18 protein-coding genes are annotated in these 19,008 nt (G+C 54.3%); 2 read left to right on the top strand and 16 right to left on the bottom strand.

Annotation, left to right across the window (positions count from 1 at the left end):
• Window positions 1-16 precede the first annotated feature (16 nt).
• From infB to JTE88_RS02965, 4 genes are all read right to left on the bottom strand, one after another.
• Window positions 17-2,917, bottom strand: coding sequence for a translation initiation factor IF-2 (infB, locus tag JTE88_RS02980; RefSeq protein ID WP_204425278.1), 2,901 nt, complete (start codon window positions 2,915-2,917; stop codon window positions 17-19).
• A 70-nt stretch (window positions 2,918-2,987) separates the two neighbouring features.
• Window positions 2,988-3,410 carry a YlxR family protein gene (locus JTE88_RS02975; RefSeq protein WP_239519550.1) on the bottom strand — a complete coding sequence of 141 codons (423 nt, stop codon included), beginning with the start codon at window positions 3,408-3,410 and terminating at the stop codon, window positions 2,988-2,990.
• 67 nt (window positions 3,411-3,477) lie between these two features.
• Window positions 3,478-4,455: a transcription termination factor NusA gene (gene nusA / locus JTE88_RS02970; protein WP_204425277.1), complete on the bottom strand. Its 978-nt coding sequence runs from the start codon at window positions 4,453-4,455 to the stop codon at window positions 3,478-3,480.
• Window positions 4,455-4,925 carry a ribosome maturation factor RimP gene (locus JTE88_RS02965; RefSeq protein WP_204425276.1) on the bottom strand — a complete coding sequence of 157 codons (471 nt, stop codon included), beginning with the start codon at window positions 4,923-4,925 and terminating at the stop codon, window positions 4,455-4,457. The genes nusA and JTE88_RS02965 overlap by 1 nt, the downstream gene beginning before the upstream one ends.
• A 119-nt stretch (window positions 4,926-5,044) precedes the next feature.
• Here JTE88_RS02965 and JTE88_RS02960 point away from each other — a divergent pair, with 119 nt between their 5' ends.
• Window positions 5,045-5,956: a hypothetical protein gene (locus tag JTE88_RS02960; protein WP_204425275.1), complete on the top strand. Its 912-nt coding sequence runs from the start codon at window positions 5,045-5,047 to the stop codon at window positions 5,954-5,956.
• A 170-nt stretch (window positions 5,957-6,126) separates the two neighbouring features.
• Here JTE88_RS02960 and JTE88_RS02955 read toward each other — a convergent pair whose 3' ends face one another.
• From JTE88_RS02955 to JTE88_RS02905, 11 genes are all read right to left on the bottom strand, one after another.
• The gene (locus tag JTE88_RS02955; protein ID WP_204425274.1) at window positions 6,127-7,914 is read right to left on the bottom strand and encodes a proline--tRNA ligase; all 1,788 of its coding nucleotides are present in this window, start codon (window positions 7,912-7,914) and stop codon (window positions 6,127-6,129) included.
• A 163-nt stretch (window positions 7,915-8,077) separates the two neighbouring features.
• Window positions 8,078-8,926 carry a GNAT family N-acetyltransferase gene (locus JTE88_RS02950; protein ID WP_204425273.1) on the bottom strand — a complete coding sequence of 283 codons (849 nt, stop codon included), beginning with the start codon at window positions 8,924-8,926 and terminating at the stop codon, window positions 8,078-8,080.
• A gap of 1 nt (window position 8,927) precedes the next feature.
• A complete protein-coding gene (gene ispG, locus JTE88_RS02945) occupies window positions 8,928-10,088 on the bottom strand; it encodes a flavodoxin-dependent (E)-4-hydroxy-3-methylbut-2-enyl-diphosphate synthase (RefSeq protein ID WP_204425271.1) in 1,161 nt (386 codons plus the stop codon).
• A 30-nt stretch (window positions 10,089-10,118) separates the two neighbouring features.
• Window positions 10,119-11,360 (bottom strand): M50 family metallopeptidase, encoded by a 1,242-nt coding sequence (locus JTE88_RS02940; protein ID WP_204425269.1) that lies wholly within the window; start codon window positions 11,358-11,360, stop codon window positions 10,119-10,121.
• A 15-nt stretch (window positions 11,361-11,375) separates the two neighbouring features.
• Window positions 11,376-12,605: a 1-deoxy-D-xylulose-5-phosphate reductoisomerase gene (gene dxr, locus JTE88_RS02935; RefSeq protein ID WP_204425267.1), complete on the bottom strand. Its 1,230-nt coding sequence runs from the start codon at window positions 12,603-12,605 to the stop codon at window positions 11,376-11,378.
• Window positions 12,605-13,156 carry a DivIVA domain-containing protein gene (locus tag JTE88_RS02930; protein WP_204425265.1) on the bottom strand — a complete coding sequence of 184 codons (552 nt, stop codon included), beginning with the start codon at window positions 13,154-13,156 and terminating at the stop codon, window positions 12,605-12,607. Before JTE88_RS02930 ends, dxr begins: the two co-directional genes overlap by 1 nt.
• Complete coding sequence (gene rlmN, locus JTE88_RS02925) at window positions 13,149-14,438, bottom strand: dual-specificity RNA methyltransferase RlmN (protein ID WP_204425263.1); 1,290 nt, start codon at window positions 14,436-14,438, stop codon at window positions 13,149-13,151. The genes JTE88_RS02930 and rlmN overlap by 8 nt, the downstream gene beginning before the upstream one ends.
• Before the next feature lie 35 nt (window positions 14,439-14,473).
• Window positions 14,474-15,367, bottom strand: a complete 894-nt coding sequence (locus tag JTE88_RS02920; RefSeq protein ID WP_204425261.1) for a phosphatidate cytidylyltransferase — start codon at window positions 15,365-15,367, stop codon at window positions 14,474-14,476.
• Between the two features lie 2 nt (window positions 15,368-15,369).
• Complete coding sequence (frr, locus tag JTE88_RS02915) at window positions 15,370-15,927, bottom strand: ribosome recycling factor (protein WP_204425259.1); 558 nt, start codon at window positions 15,925-15,927, stop codon at window positions 15,370-15,372.
• A gap of 9 nt (window positions 15,928-15,936) precedes the next feature.
• The gene (gene pyrH / locus JTE88_RS02910) at window positions 15,937-16,677 is read right to left on the bottom strand and encodes a UMP kinase (protein WP_204425257.1); all 741 of its coding nucleotides are present in this window, start codon (window positions 16,675-16,677) and stop codon (window positions 15,937-15,939) included.
• 35 nt (window positions 16,678-16,712) lie between these two features.
• Window positions 16,713-17,096 carry an RNA-binding S4 domain-containing protein gene (locus JTE88_RS02905; protein WP_091282091.1) on the bottom strand — a complete coding sequence of 128 codons (384 nt, stop codon included), beginning with the start codon at window positions 17,094-17,096 and terminating at the stop codon, window positions 16,713-16,715.
• 154 nt (window positions 17,097-17,250) lie between these two features.
• Between JTE88_RS02905 and JTE88_RS02900 the strand changes: the two genes are divergently transcribed.
• The gene (locus tag JTE88_RS02900) at window positions 17,251-18,732 is read left to right on the top strand and encodes an MFS transporter (RefSeq protein WP_204425256.1); all 1,482 of its coding nucleotides are present in this window, start codon (window positions 17,251-17,253) and stop codon (window positions 18,730-18,732) included.
• On the opposite strand, the gene JTE88_RS02895 is transcribed toward JTE88_RS02900, so the two are convergent.
• Entirely contained in the window at window positions 18,691-19,005 is a 315-nt protein-coding gene (locus tag JTE88_RS02895) for an SdpI family protein (RefSeq protein WP_204425255.1), read from the bottom strand. The two genes, JTE88_RS02900 and JTE88_RS02895, sit on opposite strands and share 42 nt — an antisense overlap.
• Window positions 19,006-19,008: the final 3 nt, after the last annotated feature.

Raw genomic sequence — 19,008 nt, 5'->3', positions numbered from 1 at the left:
TGTTGTCACGTAACGATCAGTCGCGTGGCTTTTCACGCATCTCGTACGTTTCGATGATGTCGCCTTCGGCGATGTCCTTGTAGCCGAGGGTGATACCACACTCGTAGCCTTCGCGAACTTCGGTCACATCATCTTTTTCACGACGCAACGATACGATCTCGAGGTTCTCAGCAATCGTCTTTCCGTTGCGGATCAGGCGCGCCTTGTGACCACGACGGATCGAACCGGAGCGAACGATCGAACCAGCGATAAGACCGGCCTTACCGGACTTAAATACCTGGCGAATCTCAGCAGTTGCCACTTGGACTTCTTCATAGATCGGCTTGAGCTTGCCCTTCATAGCAGCTTCAACTTCGTCGATCGCAGCGTAGATGACCGAGTAGAACTTCATCTCCACGCCTTCAGCATCAGCCAATTCAGTTACTCGCTCTGCTGGGCGAACGTTGAAGCCGATAATGATTGCGTTGTCAACGGTTGCCAAATCGACGTCAGACTGCGTAATCGCGCCGACACCGCGATGGATAACGTTGAGTTGGACTTCGTCGCCACCGATCTCGATATCAAGCAAGGATGCTTCGAGTGCTTCAACCGAACCAGAGGAGTCTCCCTTGATAATGAGGTTGAGGTTTTCGATCTTGCCTTCTTCGATAGCGGCGTTGAGGTCCTCAAGCGAGACGCGCTTGCGGCGCTTAGCCAAGGTAGCTGCACGCTTAGCAGCCTCACGACGTTCGGCAATTTGACGGGCAGTACGATCATCTTCAGCGACGATGAGTTGATCGCCTGCACCTGGAACCGACGTCAAACCGAGAACCTGGACCGGACGTGCCGGACCGGCTTCATCGAGACGGTTTCCATGCTCGTCAATCATGGCACGCACACGACCGTATGCGGTACCAACAACGATCGGATCACCGATACGCAACGTTCCTTCTTGAACGAGCGCAGTAATAACCGAACCGCGACCCTGATCGAGCTTTGCTTCAATCGCTACACCACGAGCCGGCTTATCTGGGTTCGCCGTTGGCGTTACCAAAATATCGGAGGTGGTCAACACGGTTTCAAGCAATGCTGGAATGTTGATCTGCTGCTTTGCCGAAATATCGACGAACGCGACGTCACCGCCGTATTCTTCTGCAACCAAGTTGTATTCGGTGAGCTGGGCACGAACCTTGTCTGGGTTTGCCCCATCAACATCGATCTTGTTCACAGCGACGACGATCGGCACGTTTGCTGCCTGTGCGTGGTTAATTGCTTCAACGGTTTGCGGCATGACGCCGTCGTTTGCGGCAACAACCAAAATGGCAACGTCAGTGATGTCAGCACCACGGGCACGCATCTGCGTGAAGGCTTCGTGACCTGGGGTGTCAATGAAGGTGATGGCGCGTTCGCCGTCTTCAACCTTGACGTGGGTCTGGTATGCACCGATGGACTGGGTAATGCCACCGGCTTCGCCTTCGACGACGTCGGCGTTACGGATCGCGTCGAGGAGCTTGGTTTTACCGTGGTCGACGTGGCCCATAACGGTCACGACTGGTGGACGTGGCACCCGATCTTCTTCAGATTCGTCAGCGTGCTCGGCGTCGATATCAATATCGAAGGATTCGAGGATTTCACGATCCTCATCCTCTGCGCTCATGATCTTGATGTCGTAACCAAGTTCGGCACCAAGGAGTGCGAAGGTATCTTCGTCCAAGGACTGATTAGCTGTTGCCATCTCGCCCATACGGAACAAGACAGTAACCAATGCTGCTGGATCTGCTTCGATACGTTCTGCGAAGTCAGCTAGGGATGCACCGGCGCGTACACGAACCACAGTGGAACCATCGCCACGTGGAATCTGGACGCCCTGGAGCATCGGTGATTGCTGCTCTTCCCACTCTTGACGCTTTGCCCGCTTGGACTTGCGGTTGCCACGGCCGCCACCTTGGCGTCCGAATGCACCTGCAGTTGAACCGCCGCGTGCTTTTCCACCCGAACGGGTGAAACCGGGACGTCCGCCGCCGAAGCCGCCGTTGCCGCCGCCGCTATTACCACCGCGACCGCGACCGCCGCCGCGTGCTGGTGTTGGTGCCGGCATCTGCTCTGGCATCATGTTTGGACTTGGACGGTTACCTGATCCGCGCTGTGGGCGTGGTGCGCCTTCAGTGCGTGGAGCGCGACCTGGAGCGCCTTGGGCTTGACCGCCACGGCCGCCGCCTTGAGGCTTGTTTCCGAAGGAAGCACCGTTTGGACGTGGGCCTCGGCCACCGCCTTGGCCATTACGGCCACCCATTCCCTGCTTTGGTGCAAATGGTGAATTTCCTGGGCGCGGTGCTCCTGGACGTGGTGCGCCTGGGCGCGGTCCACGACCTGCGCTTGGACGCGGTGGAGCCGACTCACGAGCAGCTTCCGCAGAAGCATGTGCTGACCCTGGGGTTACGCCACGGCCAGCTGGACGCGGAGTTGCGCCTGACTTTGATGCAGGCTTGGCTGCGGCTGGAGTCTTTGGTGTAGCAGACTTAGCATCTCCAGCTGGCTTCTTTGCAGCTGGCTTGGATGCAGGCTTTGCAGCTGGCTTGGCACCAGGCTTTGCTGCTGGTGTAGTTGCAGCTGTTTTAGCTGTTGCCTTCTTGACCACTGGTTGTGGTTCGGAAGGAGCTGGCACTGCTGGCTTTTCGGCTTCAGCTGGTTTCGCACTCTCAGCAGATTCTGCTGGGGCGACCTTTGACTTAGCAGCTGGCTTCTTTTTAGTAGCCTTCTTGGAATCGACCTCTTCTGGGTGCGATTCAAAATATTCACGTGCTTTTCGCACGACTGGTGCCTCGATAGACGAGGACGCAGATTTGACGAATTCGCCTTCTGACGTTAGTACTTCAAGCAACTTCTTGCTTGTCACACCAATCTCTTTAGCAAGTTCATGGACGCGGACCTTAGCCACATTTCTCCTTATGTCTTGGCCCGCGCAATCTGTGCGTCAGGCCCCTGTTTGGCAGCTCATCGCTGGGTACTCATCGGGTGCCCATCGGCTCTCTACCCGCTTTCATTGGGTTATTCGCACGAAATCGTGCTGATCGAACAAAATTACTAGCAGAGGGCTCAAGTTCATCAGATACGCGCACTGGGCGACGAAACGCCCGCGCAAACTGAGAGGTTTTGATTGCCTGTGCTATGCATTCGGAACGCGGATGGATCCACGCTCCACGCCCTGGCATCGTCGCGTGGGGATCGGGTTGAACACAACCCTCACTATCAGCAACAACGCGCAAAAGCTCGTTCCTGTAAGCCTTTTGCCGGCAACCAACGCATGTACGAATCATGATCTGCCCCTGCGGAGCGACCATCTTCTCACCGATTGTTGGTATTGACATAGACATACGTAATCTATTGTACTGCACATACCCCATATCGCTAAACGAATCGGGCCGTGCCACTGCACACAGTGTGCTGGCACGGCCCGGAACGCTCAGAATAATCAGCGATTATGGTAGCTGTTAAGGCTTATTCAGATTCCTTACGGATATCAATCGACCAACCGGTCAGTTTCGCAGCAAGACGCACATTCTGCGCTTCCTTACCAATAGCCAACGACGCCTGATCATCAGGGACCACTGCACGCGCTTGACGCAAATCATAGTTAAGAATCTCAACCTCAGTAACCTTCGCCGGCGAAAGTGCTGCTGCAATGAAGACCGCAATATCGTCGTCGTAATCAACAACATCAATCTTTTCGCCATGAAGCTCTTGGGTTACCGCGCGAACACGCTGGCCGTTGTGACCAATCAACGCGCCCTTAGCCCCAACCGTATCGTCATTACTCCACACCGCAACCTTCGTACGGTGGCCAGCCTCACGAGCCAACGAAACAATCTCGACAGTGCCATCTGCGATCTCTGGAACTTCAGTCTCGAACAACTGGCGAACGAAATCTGGATGGGAACGTGACAAGCGAATAGATGCGCCCTTAGTACCGACAGAAATATCGAGGATCAGCGCACGAATCAAATCACCATGCTTGAAATGTTCCGAAGCGACCTGCTCATCAGACCGCAACAAGCCACGGTTTTCGCCAAGCTCAACAAAAATATCTCGCGAAAGCGGATTAGAACCAATGTTGCCTTCAACAACACCGGAAATAAGTTCGCCCTTCTTACCTTGGAAAGTACCCAGAACGCGCTCAGTTTCAGCATCACGCAGACGCTGAGCAATAATCGAACGGGCAGTCGAAGTAGCAATACGACCAAAATCATTCGGCGTATCATCGAACTCCCCGATGACTTCATCGTTCTCATCAACTTCTGGAGCCCACACAGTGACCTTGCCAGTTGTGCGATCAAGCTCCACGCGAGCTCCACGCACTGCGCCCGGAACCCGGTTATAGGCGTGCACGAGGGCTTCTTCAATAGCATTGAGCAGAACATTAAGGTCAATACCTAACTCCGATTCAACAATTCGGAGTTCATTCATCGATAGTTCCATTAGTTCTCTCCCTCAGCCCGATTCAATTCAATAACAACGTGAGCACGTGCAACGTCTGCAACAGCAATTGTACCCGGATCACCATCGAGAGTGATGATGCCATCGGCAACATCTACCACACGTTGGATAAACTTCACCGAATCCTGACGCTGGAATTCAACCTTCCGGCCAATCGCACGGGAAAAATGACGCTCCTCGGAAAGTTCACGAGTAGCACCCGGCGTCGATACTTCAAGGGTATAGGCGCCACGCACCGGATCGTGCTCGTCAAGCACAGCGGAAATCGCACGCGAAACATCCGTAAGCTGCGTGGAATCTACACCGCCAGGACCTGCAGGTAAATCTACAGTCACTCGCACCACAGTATGCTTTCCAGCACCCACGACACGTACGGTTTCCAGCCATAGGCCAGCATCCTTCACGACCGGATCAAGAAGTTGCGCGATATGCGCCGAAACATTGTCTACCATAAGCTCAAGAGTACCGGTTTCCACCTAGGCATGCCATGATACCTAGAAAAATCACGTTCTTTGTCATACCTTGTCGCCGGTTCGCCCACTCGCAGGTGAACCTATGGCACAGTAGAGCTATGACCGATACACCGCATATTCGATCTCGTTTCGCATCGTGGCTCTTGTTCGTTTCTATCGCCATTACTGCTTGCGCCATTTTCGTTCTGACACTGGTTGTTATGGGAACCCGGCTTGAAAATCAGTCCGTGGCACCTAAACCGCCAAGTGCAAGCGAAATCGAACGGCAAGACATTGCCGTGAGCATCGCGCAAACGCGTGCAACTGCGCAAGAACTACAAGCAGCCAACCAAGACCCGGCACTGCAACCACTCTTAGGCGAGCTCGTATCGGCATCTGAAACCTGGCTAGATCACGTCGGTGGCGTATGGATTCCGTGGCCACAAGGCGCACCAGAAGGATATGAGAATCCCGAGCTTGACTTGTCCGCACCTGAGGTGAGCATCTCCGCCTTGCAAAGCCAGCTCGCGGCTATCTCGGACAAACTCTCGGCTGCTACCGACGTCGATCCGGAGCTGTCGTTATCAATCGCAACGAGTGCCCGCACCTTCGCTGCCCATTTTGCACCTGCGGCAGAGCGTGCGCAGGTCTGCTCCTCCCCCGATATTTCTGTGTTGGCTAGCGCAGTAAATTCGGCTCCGGCCATTGTCACTTTTGATACTGCCCGCCAATGGCTCGAGCATGACGCTGCGTTGCGCGAACCTGAAAATCGCGGCGACGAGGAATACAAGATCACTCTTCTGACCGAGCTAACCAACAGTGCGCTCGATAGTGGCGGAAAGGACGCGCGCCATCCGATAGCTCCGCTTCCACAAACCGAAGATACGGATTCGGCGGTCAGCTCGTTGGTAGAACATGAGCTTTTGAGCCACGCAGCGCAACTCGATCAGCCACAGCGCACTGCAACTGTTGCGTTGCTCTGTACGTTAAACACGCAAGCTTCGGTTGCCGGTTTACCGGGCGCGGAATAGGCGCGGTCAGCACGACACCAGCCAACGCCCAGCGCGGCCGACGCCTAGGGCCGCCACTCTAAGCCAAACAGACCCGTTAAACATGTTTGTGGGGAGCTACCGTTATCGGTAGCTCCCCACGATCATAGGCGTTATCATCCATGCACAACGACGCGCATGCGCCTAACAGACTACTGAGCGTTGGCCATCACTTCATCGAGCTTTGCCATTGCTTCTTCGACAGGAACTTCGAAGCTCTCGCCACTACGGCGATCACGAACTTCAACCTTGCCGTCCTTCAAACCGCGACCAACCACGATAGCGAACGGAACACCGATGAGTTCGTAGTCAGCAAACTTCACGCCAGCCGAAACCTTCACGCGGTCATCGTAAAGAACTTCAAGGCCACGATCAGAAACCTGCTGAGCGAAATCTGCAGCAGTGCCGAAGATATCTTCGCCCTTACCGGTAGCAATCACGTGAACCTGAGCTGGAGCCAAGTGGCGTGGCCACTTCAAACCGAGATCGTCAGAATTGAGCTCGGCAAGCGCCGCCATCACACGCGAAACACCAATACCGTAAGAGCCCATTGTCACCACGGAAGTCTTGCCGTTTTGATCCAAGACGGTCAGACCGAGAGCCTCAGCGTACTTGCGACCCAGCTGGAAGATGTGGCCGATTTCGATACCGCGTTCGATGGTGAGCGGACCAGAACCATCTGGCGCTTCATCACCTTCGCGAACTTCAACAGCTTCGATAGTGCCATCAGCTTCAAAGTCACGGCCATAAACCAAATCGAAAACGTGTTCATCGACCGCGTTCGCACCAGAAATCCAGCGCGAACCACGAGCAATATGCGGATCGAGTAAGTAGCGTACCGAGCCAGAAATCTCACCCTCATCAGTGACTTGACGGTTAGCAGAATTCGGGCCGATCACCTGTGGGCCGATGTAGCCAGCAACGAGTTCTGGATGCTTGGCTAAATCTTCTGGCATAGCCATCTCAACTTCAGCTGGGGAAACACTAGCTTCCACACGCTTCAAATCGACTTCGCGATCACCTGGAACACCCAAAACAACAACTTCGCGTTCGCCATCTGGATGTACGAAAGCCACGACAACGTTCTTCAACGTATCGGTTGCCTCCCATGGGCGATCGGCACGTGGCGCAACCTCGTTGGCCATCTCGACGAGCGAAGCAATCGTGGTAGCACCTGGTGTTGGCACAACATGTGACTGTGGGACGTCCGAGAAATCCTGCTCTGACTGGGGTGGAGTGGTTACAGCTTCAGTATTTGCTGCGTATCCACCGGCAGACATCACGAAGGTATCTTCACCGATAGCGCACGGAGCGAGGAACTCTTCCGAGCGCGAACCGCCCATCGCTCCCGACTGCGCAGAACAAATAACGAACGGAACGCCCAGACGCTCAAAAATCCGCTGATATGCGCTACGCATGGTTTCATAGGAACGATCCAGACCGGCGTCGTCAATATCAAAAGAGTAGGCGTCCTTCATGATAAATTCGCGGGTACGAATAATACCTGCACGCGGACGCGCCTCGTCACGATACTTGTGCTGGATCTGGTACAGCGACACTGGAAGATCCTTGTACGAGGAGTACATGTCCTTCACCGCGAGCGTGAACATTTCTTCGTGGGTAGGCGCCAGCAAGTAATCGTTATCGCGGCGATCCTTCAACCGGAAGAGGTTCGGGCCGTATTCTTCCCAGCGGTTTGTTGCCTCGTAAGGCTCGCGTGGGAGCAGGGCTGGGAAGTGCATCTCCTGGGAGCCAGCAGCATCCATTTCTTCGCGGACTACGGCTTCGACTTTGCGAAGGACTTTAAGCCCGAGTGGCAGCCAGGTGTAGATTCCTGGTGCGGCGCGACGTACGTATCCGGCACGCACGAGGAGTTTATGCGAACGGACCTCTGCGTCGGCCGGATCGTCGCGGAGGGTTCGGACAAAGAGTTCAGACATTTTCAACACGTTACTAGTTTAACCTTTTCCGCGCCTTGACCCTATTCGCCTCCGTTACTGGGGCGTGGCGTTGGCAACATCTGATACGCATTGGCTCAGTTAAGTCCGTGTTCGACGTCGGTTTTCCGCCCTGCGTGGGCAGTCTTCCACCCACACGGACGGTTTAGAGCATCACGGTTGCATATTCGCCGACGACGTCGAAGCCCGCTTTTTCGTAGGAACGTATTGCCGCGTAGTTGTAGTCGTTCACATAGAGCGAGACTGTCGGTGCGATGGTCGCCGCAGCGAAACGCGCCACGCTCACCATTGCCGGAGCAGCAATTCCGCGGCCACGCAAATCCGGATGAACCCACACTCCCTGGATCTGAGCAACCCCACCAGCTAACGCCCCAATATCGGCTTTAAACTCAACATACGGGTATCCTGCCTGGGTGCCCATACGAACAAACGTATGACCATTACGCACCAGCGAATGCACCCGATGCTCATAGCCCGGACCGTAAGCGGTCGGATCATAGCCGACCTCTTCAATAAACATCGCCACAGAGGCTGGCATCACTAACGCTCCTTCACCCAAATGCGCTTGCCGCACATCCGGATCCGGCACGCACTGCCCCGCCCCGCTCCACACCATCGACAACTGATGCGGGCGAATATCGCGCGGTTCGGGATACCAGCGCGCAATACGCTCCCACAAGCCAAGAACTTGGTCTGCTGGCCCAACAATCGAGTTTGCCTGCCGTCCGTGGCGCACAATATAGCGCGCCAAAAGATCCAGCCCGGCTTCATCGAAACCAATCGGAACAATGTTGGCACCAACATGGCACACGGCGCTCAGCTCTGGCCCAAGATCGCTGGTGACCATGTGGGTCATGCGCGGCGCCTCAGTTTCCACCGGAACGCGCGCCAACACCGAAGCTACCGGATCGCGCGAAAGAAAATCGCGAACTTGGCCCAAGTCCGCCGATCCTAGCCGGCGGACACGAGGCTCGCGCCGTAACAGCCAACGCATGTCACACGATCACTTCAGGTGATGCGTCCGCATCCTCTTTCAATCCGAGTTCTTGCGCAACAATGCGAGCACGCGCAATAAGAGTTGGCACAATATCTGCTTCTGGAACAGTATCGACAACCTCACCACGCACAAAGATCTGCCCCTTGCCGTTACCTGAAGCAACACCCAGGTCAGCTTCACGAGCCTCACCTGGACCGTTAACAACACAACCCATCACAGCTACTCGCAGCGGGAAGGAAATATCCTTCAAGCCTTCGGAAACCTGCTCGGCCAACGTGTAAACATCAACTTGTGCACGGCCACACGATGGGCAAGAAACAATCTCGAGCTTCTTCGGGCGCAAATTCATCGAACGCAAAATCGCTTCGCCAACCTTGACCTCTTCGACCGGTGGCGCAGAAAGCGAGACCCGAATCGTATCGCCAATACCTTGGGCAAGCAACGCACCGAAAGCCACCGAAGACTTAATCGTTCCCTGGAAGGCGGGGCCAGCTTCGGTCACACCGAGGTGTAACGGCCAATCCCCGGCCTCGGAGAGCAACTCATAAGCGCGAACCATCGTCACTGGATCGTGGTGCTTAACCGAAATAGCGAAATCATAGAATCCGGCATCTTCAAACAACCGAGCTTCATTCACTGCCGACTCCACGAGAGCCTCCGGAGTAGCTTTACCGTACTTTTGCAGTAGACGCGGATCGAGGGAACCGGCATTGATACCGATACGCATTGCGGTACCGTTGGCGTTCGCAGCAGCCGCAATCTCCGGGATTTTATCGTCAAACTTTTTGATGTTTCCCGGATTCACACGCACACCACAGCCGGCATCGATAGCTGCAAAAACGTAGCGTGGCTGGAAATGGATATCGGCAACCACTGGGATTTGCGACTTCGTTGTGATGATTGGCAACGCTTCGGCATCTTTATCCGTTGGGCAAGCCACACGCACAATATCGCAACCAGCAGTTGTTAATTCTGCAATCTGCTGCAAGGTTGCGCCGATGTCGTGGGTTTTCGTCGTCGTCATTGATTGAACCGAGACCGGAGCATCACCGCCGACGAAAACATCGCCCACGCGGATCTTATGCGTCTTCCGGCGCGGAGAAAGTACGGGAGCTGGTTCTTTTACTGTTGGTATTCCTAAAGCAACTGGCGTATTCACGATCAGTATTATTCCACTCTTATTCAGTTCTCACACGATGGGATTAACAATATCTACCACAATAAGCAAAACAGTCATGAAAACAAAGAACATAATCATGGCATAGCTCACCGGCAAAAGCCGGGCAGTATCGAACGCTCCAGGATCGGGTTTCCCTTGAGCAAATGCGATTTTCCGGCGGGTACCTTCAATGATTGACCCAAGAATGTGGCCACCATCGAGAGGGAGTAATGGGATGAGGTTGAAGATGAACAAGGTCATGTTCAGCCCTGCGAGTAGCATGGTTAAATCGGCAAGCCGATCAAGGAACCCATAGTTTTGTGCCTGTGCGGCACTGATGGATCCAGCCACGTCGGCAATCCCGACGAGTCCCACAACCGAGTCTGGGCTACGCTTTTCGCCTGTGACCAGCGTCGATGCAGCATCCCAAAGTTTCACCGGTAGCTGGGCAAGAATCTTTGTTGTTCCGACCGCCATCTGCCAGGCTTGGCGTGGCACATCGGCTAGCTGGCCGGAGCGTCGCTCAATAATCGGGCCGATTCCCACATAAGGCCGCGTGACTGTACTTCCAGAGCCGTCAGTGGTTTCGCGCATCACCGGGGTCACCTGGAGGGTTTCTTTCTTCCCCGCACGTTCGACGACGACGTCGGTTGGTTCGGTTCCGCCATCAGCGATCGCCTGCTGGATTTGCGGCCAGGACTCCACTGGGGTCGAGCCCCACATGGTGATCGTATCGCCTGGTTTAATGACGTCGCGCGCCGGCGCCGGCGTACATGAAAGCGAAGAGTCGACGCAGTCCGCAACTTGCGCAATCGTCGTCGACGCATGCGGCAATCCGATTCCTAGCGTCACTGCGGCAAGTAGCACAACGCTGATAATCAGGTTTGTGAATGGGCCGCCAAACATAACGATCAGCTTCAGGCGGGCGGGTAACCGCCAAAACGCACCAGGTTGCGCCGGATCGTCAAATTCTTCAGCTGATTGGAGGCGAGCTTCTTGAGCTAGCGTGAGCGAACCGTCAGCCTTTGTCGTTACTGTACTAGGTCCAGCCGGCGGCAACATGCCTGCAATGGAAACGAATCCGCCCAGCGGGATCGCTTTGATTCCCCATTCGGTTCCGCCTTTATGCGTCGACCACACGGTCGGACCAAATCCCACAAAGTATCGGCTCACTTTGGCACCGAACTTTTTCGCCGGAATCAAATGACCTAACTCGTGGATCGCTACCGACAAGACGAGACCCACAACCATAAAAAGTATTCCAGGAAGCATAGCTAATTTTCGTCCTTAGTTTGCGCGACGAGCCATCAGCTCGTGGGCACGTTCGCGGGCACGACGTTCGATATCAAGTACAGTTTCGACGTCGTTACCGTTCGGAAAATCTATCGTTTCTATGACGTCACGTACCGTGTCAATAATGCCCAAATACGGCAACTTTCCAGCCAAAAACGCCGCAACGCATTCTTCATTTGCTGCGTTGAGTACAGCTGGGTGCAGGCTGGAAGCCGCCACCGCACTTTGTGCCAGGCGCACGGCTGGGAAGACGTCGTGGTCGAGGGGTTCAAATGTCCACGCCACCGGCTGATCCCACGCGTTCGCGCGAGCAACATCCGGCAACCGGTTCGGCCAGGAAATACCGAGCGCGATCGGTAGCCGCATATCTGGCGGCGATGCTTGGGCAAGAGTCGAACCGTCACGGAACTCCACCATCGAATGAATGATGGATTGCGGATGGACAACCGGAACAATATCGGTTGGGTCAACGTCGAACAGGTAGGCAGCTTCAATGAGCTCCAGGCCTTTGTTCATCAACGTCGAGGAGTTAATCGTGACCACCGGCCCCATTGACCACGTCGGATGGTTCAACGCCTGCTCGGCGGTGACGTTACCTAAATCGCTGCGGCTCATACCGCGGAATGGGCCGCCGGACGCGGTAAGGATAATACGTGAGACTTCACTCGTGCCATCCACTACTGGCGAGGTTAAACCTTTGCGGTGCCGCCCCGAACGCAAGGCCTGCGCAATAGCGGAATGTTCGGAATCTACCGGCACTATCTGGCCGGGCCACACCATCGCGTCAGCGATAAGCCCACCGCCAACCACGAGAGATTCTTTGTTTGCTAAAGCGAGCGTCGCACCAGAATGCAGTGCGGCGAGCGTGGGCAACAGCCCAACCGATCCGGTCATGCCGTTAACGACGACGTCAGAATCAGTGATGCTACGCCCGGAGCCTAGCCCTGCCAGCTCAGACATTGCCTGTTCACCGCCAACCAGGTGCGGCATAGGTTGTTCGCTATAGCGATCTTCCCAGATCCGGCTGAACTCGGCGAGTTTTTCCTCAACCGCAATCCCCACAACTACAGGTTGGAACACCGCGGCTTGCTCAGCTAAAAGTTCTAGCTGACTGCCACCGGCACCAAGCGCACGAACCCGGAATTGGTCACGATGGCGTGAAATAACATCAAGCGTCTGGGTACCAATAGAACCGGTAGACCCAAGAACAATCACATCACGCATTATTCAACACTCATCAGTACTGACACAACCCGATCAAGGAAGACATCCACTACGCCTTCATCATAGGCACTTTCACCCTTTGCCTGCGAGAACGTCGTGTTCCGAACCTCAACGGACGTTAACGGTTCAGCCTTGTCGAAGAACGCAATAACGCGTTCGATGAGCTGATCTACTTCGGTCACCGAGTAGCCGTGCGTGTCCGGATGAGCGAACCGTTGGCCTTGCGGGCGACGCAATCGCGGATACAAGCTGGTAGCTCGATCATAGATTGTGCGCACCCACTCTTCTTCGCCCTTGTCACGCACACAGTTAGCGCGACGGCGTTGTACGAACGCCTGCTCGAGACGGTCAAGTGCCGCATCAACAAGCTGAGCATGGTAGCCGTTGCGTACCCATGGGAAAGACACATCGCGCACAGTCGCTTCAGAAAAATCGTTAGCTTCTTCGCCACTCATATCGTAGGCATCTTTAGCCCGGGCAAAAAACGAATCCACGTCGGCCGGACTGTATCCAGAATGTAGCCAACCAACCCGTGAGAAAGTATCACTCATCGTCGTTATCTCCATTATGCGAAGCAGCAATTGCTGCCAGTGTTGAATCAAAATCTTGAGGTTCGCTACGGTGCGCATCGATACGTGCGTCTACCGCAGCTTGGGCTTTTGCTGCGCGCCGAGAAACATGCTCACGATCCACAACCTCGGCCGCCAACTGACCACAGGCACCATCGATATCGGAACCGCGAGTGTCGCGAATCGTCGTCGAAATTCCAGCGCGTGACAATGTTTTAACAAACGTATCAGTAGCGTGGGCAGTTGAGGCAGTCCAAATCGAACCAGGTGTAGGGTTCAACGGAATCGGATTAATATGCACCCAGCCGCGACCGCGCGAATTAAGCTCAGCAGCTAGCAGTTCGGCACGCCACTCGTGGTCGTTCATATCTTTAATTAACGCATACTCAATCGAGACGCGGCGCCCAGTGCGCACGAAATAGCGTCGCGCAGCATCCAATAATTCACCAACTTTATAGCGAGAATTAATCGGGATGAGATCGTCACGCAATTCGTCGTCAGGAGCATGCAACGACACAGCCAACGTCACTGGCAGGCCTTCGTCAGCAAGCTTGTTGATGACCGGCACCATGCCCACAGTCGAAACTGTGACATTGCGTGCCGACATGCCAAAACCTTCAGGAGCTGGATCAATCATACGATGGAGCGCATCGCGTACTGCTGGATAGTTAGCCAACGGCTCACCCATCCCCATAAACACGACGTTTGACACGCGAACCGGTTCGCCGAAAACACCATCAGCAGCTGCTTGGCGGGCATAGCGCAACTGTTCGATAATCTCAGCAGTAGTGAGGTTACGCGTCAATCCCGCCTGGCCGGTGGCACAAAATGGGCACGCCATGCCACAACCCGCTTGGGAAGAAATACATAACGTAGCTCGGTCCGGGTACTTCATCAAAACGGACTCAACTACTGCCCCATCGAACAGTTTCCACAGAGTTTTGATCGTTTTACCTTGATCGGCGACTTGGTCGCGAACTTTAGTGATCAGGGGCGGCAACAGCATATCAACGAGTTTCTCACGTTGGGCTTGCGGCAGATCACTCATCTGCAACGGATCGATGCAGTTATGTTCAAAATAATGCTTGGACAACTGATCTGCACGGAACTGCGGATATCCCAGATCAGCAACTAACTCGCGGCGCTCGGTGCGCGACAGATCAGCTAGATGGCGCGGGGGTTTGCCATGTCGTTGAGCAGTGAATGACAGCGACGGGCGCGGCCCCTGCTCTACTCGAGGCAAAACCTGTTTCGTTTTCTTCATTCCAGTCCTTCACAACCACGTCACAATGCGTCTGGCTAGTTTAATCCGAATCCGTAGGTAAGAATAACGTAGAGAATCGGCGCGCAAAACAACAACGAATCTACCCTATCGAGCACACCGCCGTGACCTGGGAAGATAGATCCCATATCTTTAACGCCAAGATCACGTTTGAGCAACGATTCCGAAAAATCCCCGGCGGTTGCAAAGATGGGGATCGTTAGCCCAATAATCACTGCCGCATACCAGGGCAATCCGAGACCGAGCCACACGGTGACAAGCGCAGCAAGTAACGCACCAATTGTGGAGCCGATATATCCTTCCCACGATTTTTTGGGCGAAATCGACGGCGCGATCGGATGTTTGCCGAAATTAATACCGGCAAGCCAACCACCCGTATCGGAAGCGACCGGAAGCAGAACGAAGGCAATAACGGCAAAAGCGCCCTGCGATAGGGCAGCTAGCGCCACGGCGAACATGGAAAAAATACCGATCCATGCCAGTGCAAAAACACCAGCGATCCCGTCAGTTAAAACATGATCTTCTGCCATATAGGTACGCCACAACATCGCAACGCCAGCGGCGAAGAAGAACACAATGAGTCCATCGCGCAATCCGCCCGACCACGTCGCTAGCATCATGCCAACTCCGCCAATGATCAACGGAATGAAAGGTATACGGATATTACGTGCTAAGAACGCTCCCGCAATCTCCCATATACCTACGACCAAAAAAGCAATCGCAAGCGCCACAAAGATTTCCATCTTGTAGGCCAAGGATAGACCGACCAAGCCCAACAATCCCAGACCGGTAGCTACTGCTGCCGGAACGTTCCGTCCCGCACGCGATGTCACCTCCTGTGGTGGACGTGGCGGATGCGGTACGAGACGGCTTAAAAACGTAGCGTTTTTTGTTGGGCTTGGACTGGTCAAAATCAGATCTCCATTAATTCCTTTTCCTTAGCTTCAAGAAGAGCATCGATCTTGTCGACGTACTTCTTGGTAAGGGTTTCGAGTTCTTTTTCAGCGCGCTCGACATCGTCTTCACCGGCATCGCCGTCCTTCTTGATCTTGTCAAGAGTTTCCTTTGCCTTGCGGCGGATAGCGCGGATCGAAATGCGGGCGTCTTCGCCCTTGGTCTTCGCCAATTTGACGTATTCACGGCGGCGCTCTTCAGTCAAAGCTGGAAGGTTAATCCGCAACACTTGACCGTCGTCAGTTGGGTTGAGGCCCAGATCTGATTCTTGAATTGCGCGCTCAATATCCTTCATTGCGGAACGATCGTACGGAGAGATGAGAACGGTGCGTGCTTCTGGAACAGACACAGTTGCCAGCTGCTGGAGCGGGGTTGGTGCTCCGTAGTAGTCTACGACCAGCGAGGTAAAGAGTTCTGGGTTTGCTCGACCCGAGCGGATCTTGGAAAAGTCATTGTGGGCGACGTCGATCGCCTTACCCATCTTCTCTTCAGCTTCGAGCAGTGTTTCGTCAATCATTGTTGTTCCTCAATTGTTGGGGGTTGTTGTCACTAGGGTACCGATCTTTTCGCCGCGGAGTGCACGAGACACGTTTCCTGGTGTACCCATTCCAAAAACGCGCATAGTCATGCCATTATCTTGACACAGCGAGAATGCTGCTGCGTCAACGACTTTCAGGTGGTCACGCAAAGCTTGCTCGTAGGTGAGTTCTTCTAACATGACAGCTTGTGGATCCTTGCGTGGATCAGCAGTGTAGACGCCGTCTACTCCGTTCTTACCTACCAGCAATTCGTTGCAGCGAAGTTCAAGCGCACGTTGGGCGGAGACGGTATCGGTGGAGAAGTATGGCATTCCGGCACCAGCGCCAAAAATAACGACGCGGCCCTTTTCTAGGTGGCGGATAGCACGCAACGGGATATAAGCTTCGGCAACTTGACTCATGGTGATTGCGGTTTGAACGCGCGACGGAATACCAGAGTTCTCGAGGAAGTCTTGTAAGGCGACTGCGTTAATGACAGTGCCGAGCATGCCCATGTAATCAGCTCGTGCCCGATCCATTCCGTTTTCTTGAAGTTCGATACCACGGAAGAAGTTTCCACCGCCGACGACGACGGCGACCTGTACCCCGGCCTGCACAGCTTCGGCGATTTCTTCGGCAGTTCGGCGCAGCACTTTGGTATCGAGGCCGATGCCTCCACCACCAAAGACTTCTCCGGATAGTTTGAGTAAAACACGGCGAGTGCCGTGTGAAGCTGGTTGAGAAGACATAGAGCACCTTTCATCTAGTTCACGCTAAATAAAGTCTACCCCATGTGGCCATAGTTAGAATTACGTCCAAGGATTCGATCTAGTTCGCGTCGTTCTTTTTTCGTGGGCCGGCCCGCTCCACGTTCGCGAGTGAAAACCGGGATATAAACTTTGGGGCGTTGCGGGCTCTTGTCGATATAACAGGCTTGGGCTTGGGTAGCGCTCGAGCGCTTAGTTAACAATCTGGTGACCTGCAAAATCCGGTCAAATCCTTGGAATCGGTAGCGTACTTCGTCGCCGATTTTCACTGGCGACGAGGGTTTGGCAACGTTGCCGTTGATCCGCACGTGGCCTGCTTTGCATTCGTTTGTGGCAAGGCTGCGCGTTTTAGTTTGGCGCACTGACCACAACCAGACATCTATTCGAACCGTTTCACTCATACCCTCTAGCCTAAATGGTCAGGAAAATCACCACAAAATTGTGCCGCCGGCCATGTTAGTTGAAATCTAAATAGACTAAACTCGAATAATTACATTGAACAATACTATTGACTAAATACGCAGCTACGTCACGGCACTTAGAGGAGCACACAACATGACAGCACACGAATTCACGGTGCCCGGATCATCGCGAGTTTATGACCGACGGCAACTGCTCGTTGTACTCCTCATTCCGCTCATGATGGCCCTCGTGCAAGTAAGCTCAGTGAACAATGCACTACCAGCATTAACCGAAGCACTTGGTTCTTCCCCATCTGAAGTGCAATGGGTGCTCTCGGGATACACCCTGGCAATCGGTGTTGTTCTTGTCCCAGCCGGGCGATTAGGAGACATTTTCGGACGGTCATCATTGTTCATGATTGGCCTCACCATCTTCACACTTGCATCCCTTGCTGCTGGTCTGGCACCAACCACTCTTGTACTTAACATTTTGCGCGTCTTTCAGGGTATCGGTGCAGGCGTACTCTCCCCACAAACCACCGGCTTAATTGTGCAATATTTTGAAGGCAAAGCCCGGACCCGAGCATTTGCGTTATTCGGATTAGCCGTTGCTATCTCAGTAGCAATCGGCCCTATTCTTTCCGGATTGCTCATTGGCTGGTTCGGAAACGACCTCGGCTGGCGCGGTGGATTCGCAGTTAACCTCCCTTTGGGCGCTCTCGGACTCATTCTCGGCGCGCGCTGGCTCCCTTTCGGCAAAGAACGACGCGCTCTCGGCTTAGATCACGCAACTACCGGACAGCCCGTCGTTGTCCGTCGCGAAAAAATCGATCTTGACCCGGTCGGTTCATTACTGCTTGTGTTAACTGTTCTTTTCATCATGCTGCCGTTCATGTCCCGCACCTCGCCGTGGGTGTGGGGATTACTTCCGTTGGGAATTCTTGGAGGTACTGTATGGGTGGTGTGGGAGAAACGCTACAAAGCCCGCGGACGATTCCCGATGATGGATCTCGATCTCCTTAAACTACCAACATATGGCCTGGGAACGTTAACCGGTTCGCTATTCTTTATGGCCGGGCCAGCAATCATGGCAATCGTTGCTATCTATCTTCAAAACGGCGTGGGAGTCAGTGCCCTAAGTGTCGGACTTCTTACACTACCCAATGCGATCTCATCTGGTTTCGGCGCCATGTGGAGTGGTCGCCACTCCTATGTACACGGCGCAGCAATCCAGGTACTAAGTACGATCCTCATCGTTGTCAGCTCGGCAGCTTTGGCATTCGCAGTCTGGGAAATTGAAAATGGCGCAAGCTACTGGTGGGCTGCCATTCCCCTCGTCTTGCAGGGCTTCGCATTCGGCGCCTTCGGTGCAGCAAACCAAACTCTGACTATGATGGACGTGCCTCGCACACATGGCGGAATTGCTGGCGGCTTCTTACAAACCGGTCAGCGCATGGCAACCGCGATCAGCATCGCCATCGTCACTGGCGTGTTCTTTGCTGGTCAGTCGCTCGGCTCTAGCGGCTCAAACTGGCTCGCCGGAATGCTTCTGGCACTCGGCGTTGTCGTCTTCCTTGCCGCACTCACCACAACATCAGCCCTGGTCATGTGGCGTATTGAGCGCAAACGCGCCTAAGCGCTCTTTACGGCGTCTGATTCCCCTAAAGTAAATAATCCACAACAGGATAAAGAGGAATATCTGCACAGCTACGGTTGCATATAAAAAGCCAACGTTGTCAGTGAACTCTAAGGCGACGAAAGCTGGAACCCATAAAAACTGGGCGTATCCCAACCATTTTGTTGGTGGTCCGGTTAAACGCTGTACAAAGTACCAGTTTTCATCTGATTCTAGGGCAAATGATGTTCTAGTGCCCGCTGTCTCGTTGGGAGGAAGCTTTCCAGATGTCATCCG

The organism is Arcanobacterium phocisimile (assembly GCF_016904675.1).
GTDB classification, from domain to species: domain Bacteria; phylum Actinomycetota; class Actinomycetes; order Actinomycetales; family Actinomycetaceae; genus Arcanobacterium; species Arcanobacterium phocisimile.
The sequence above is the reverse complement of the archived record's forward strand: the minus strand, read 5'-3'. Positions and strand labels throughout refer to the sequence as shown.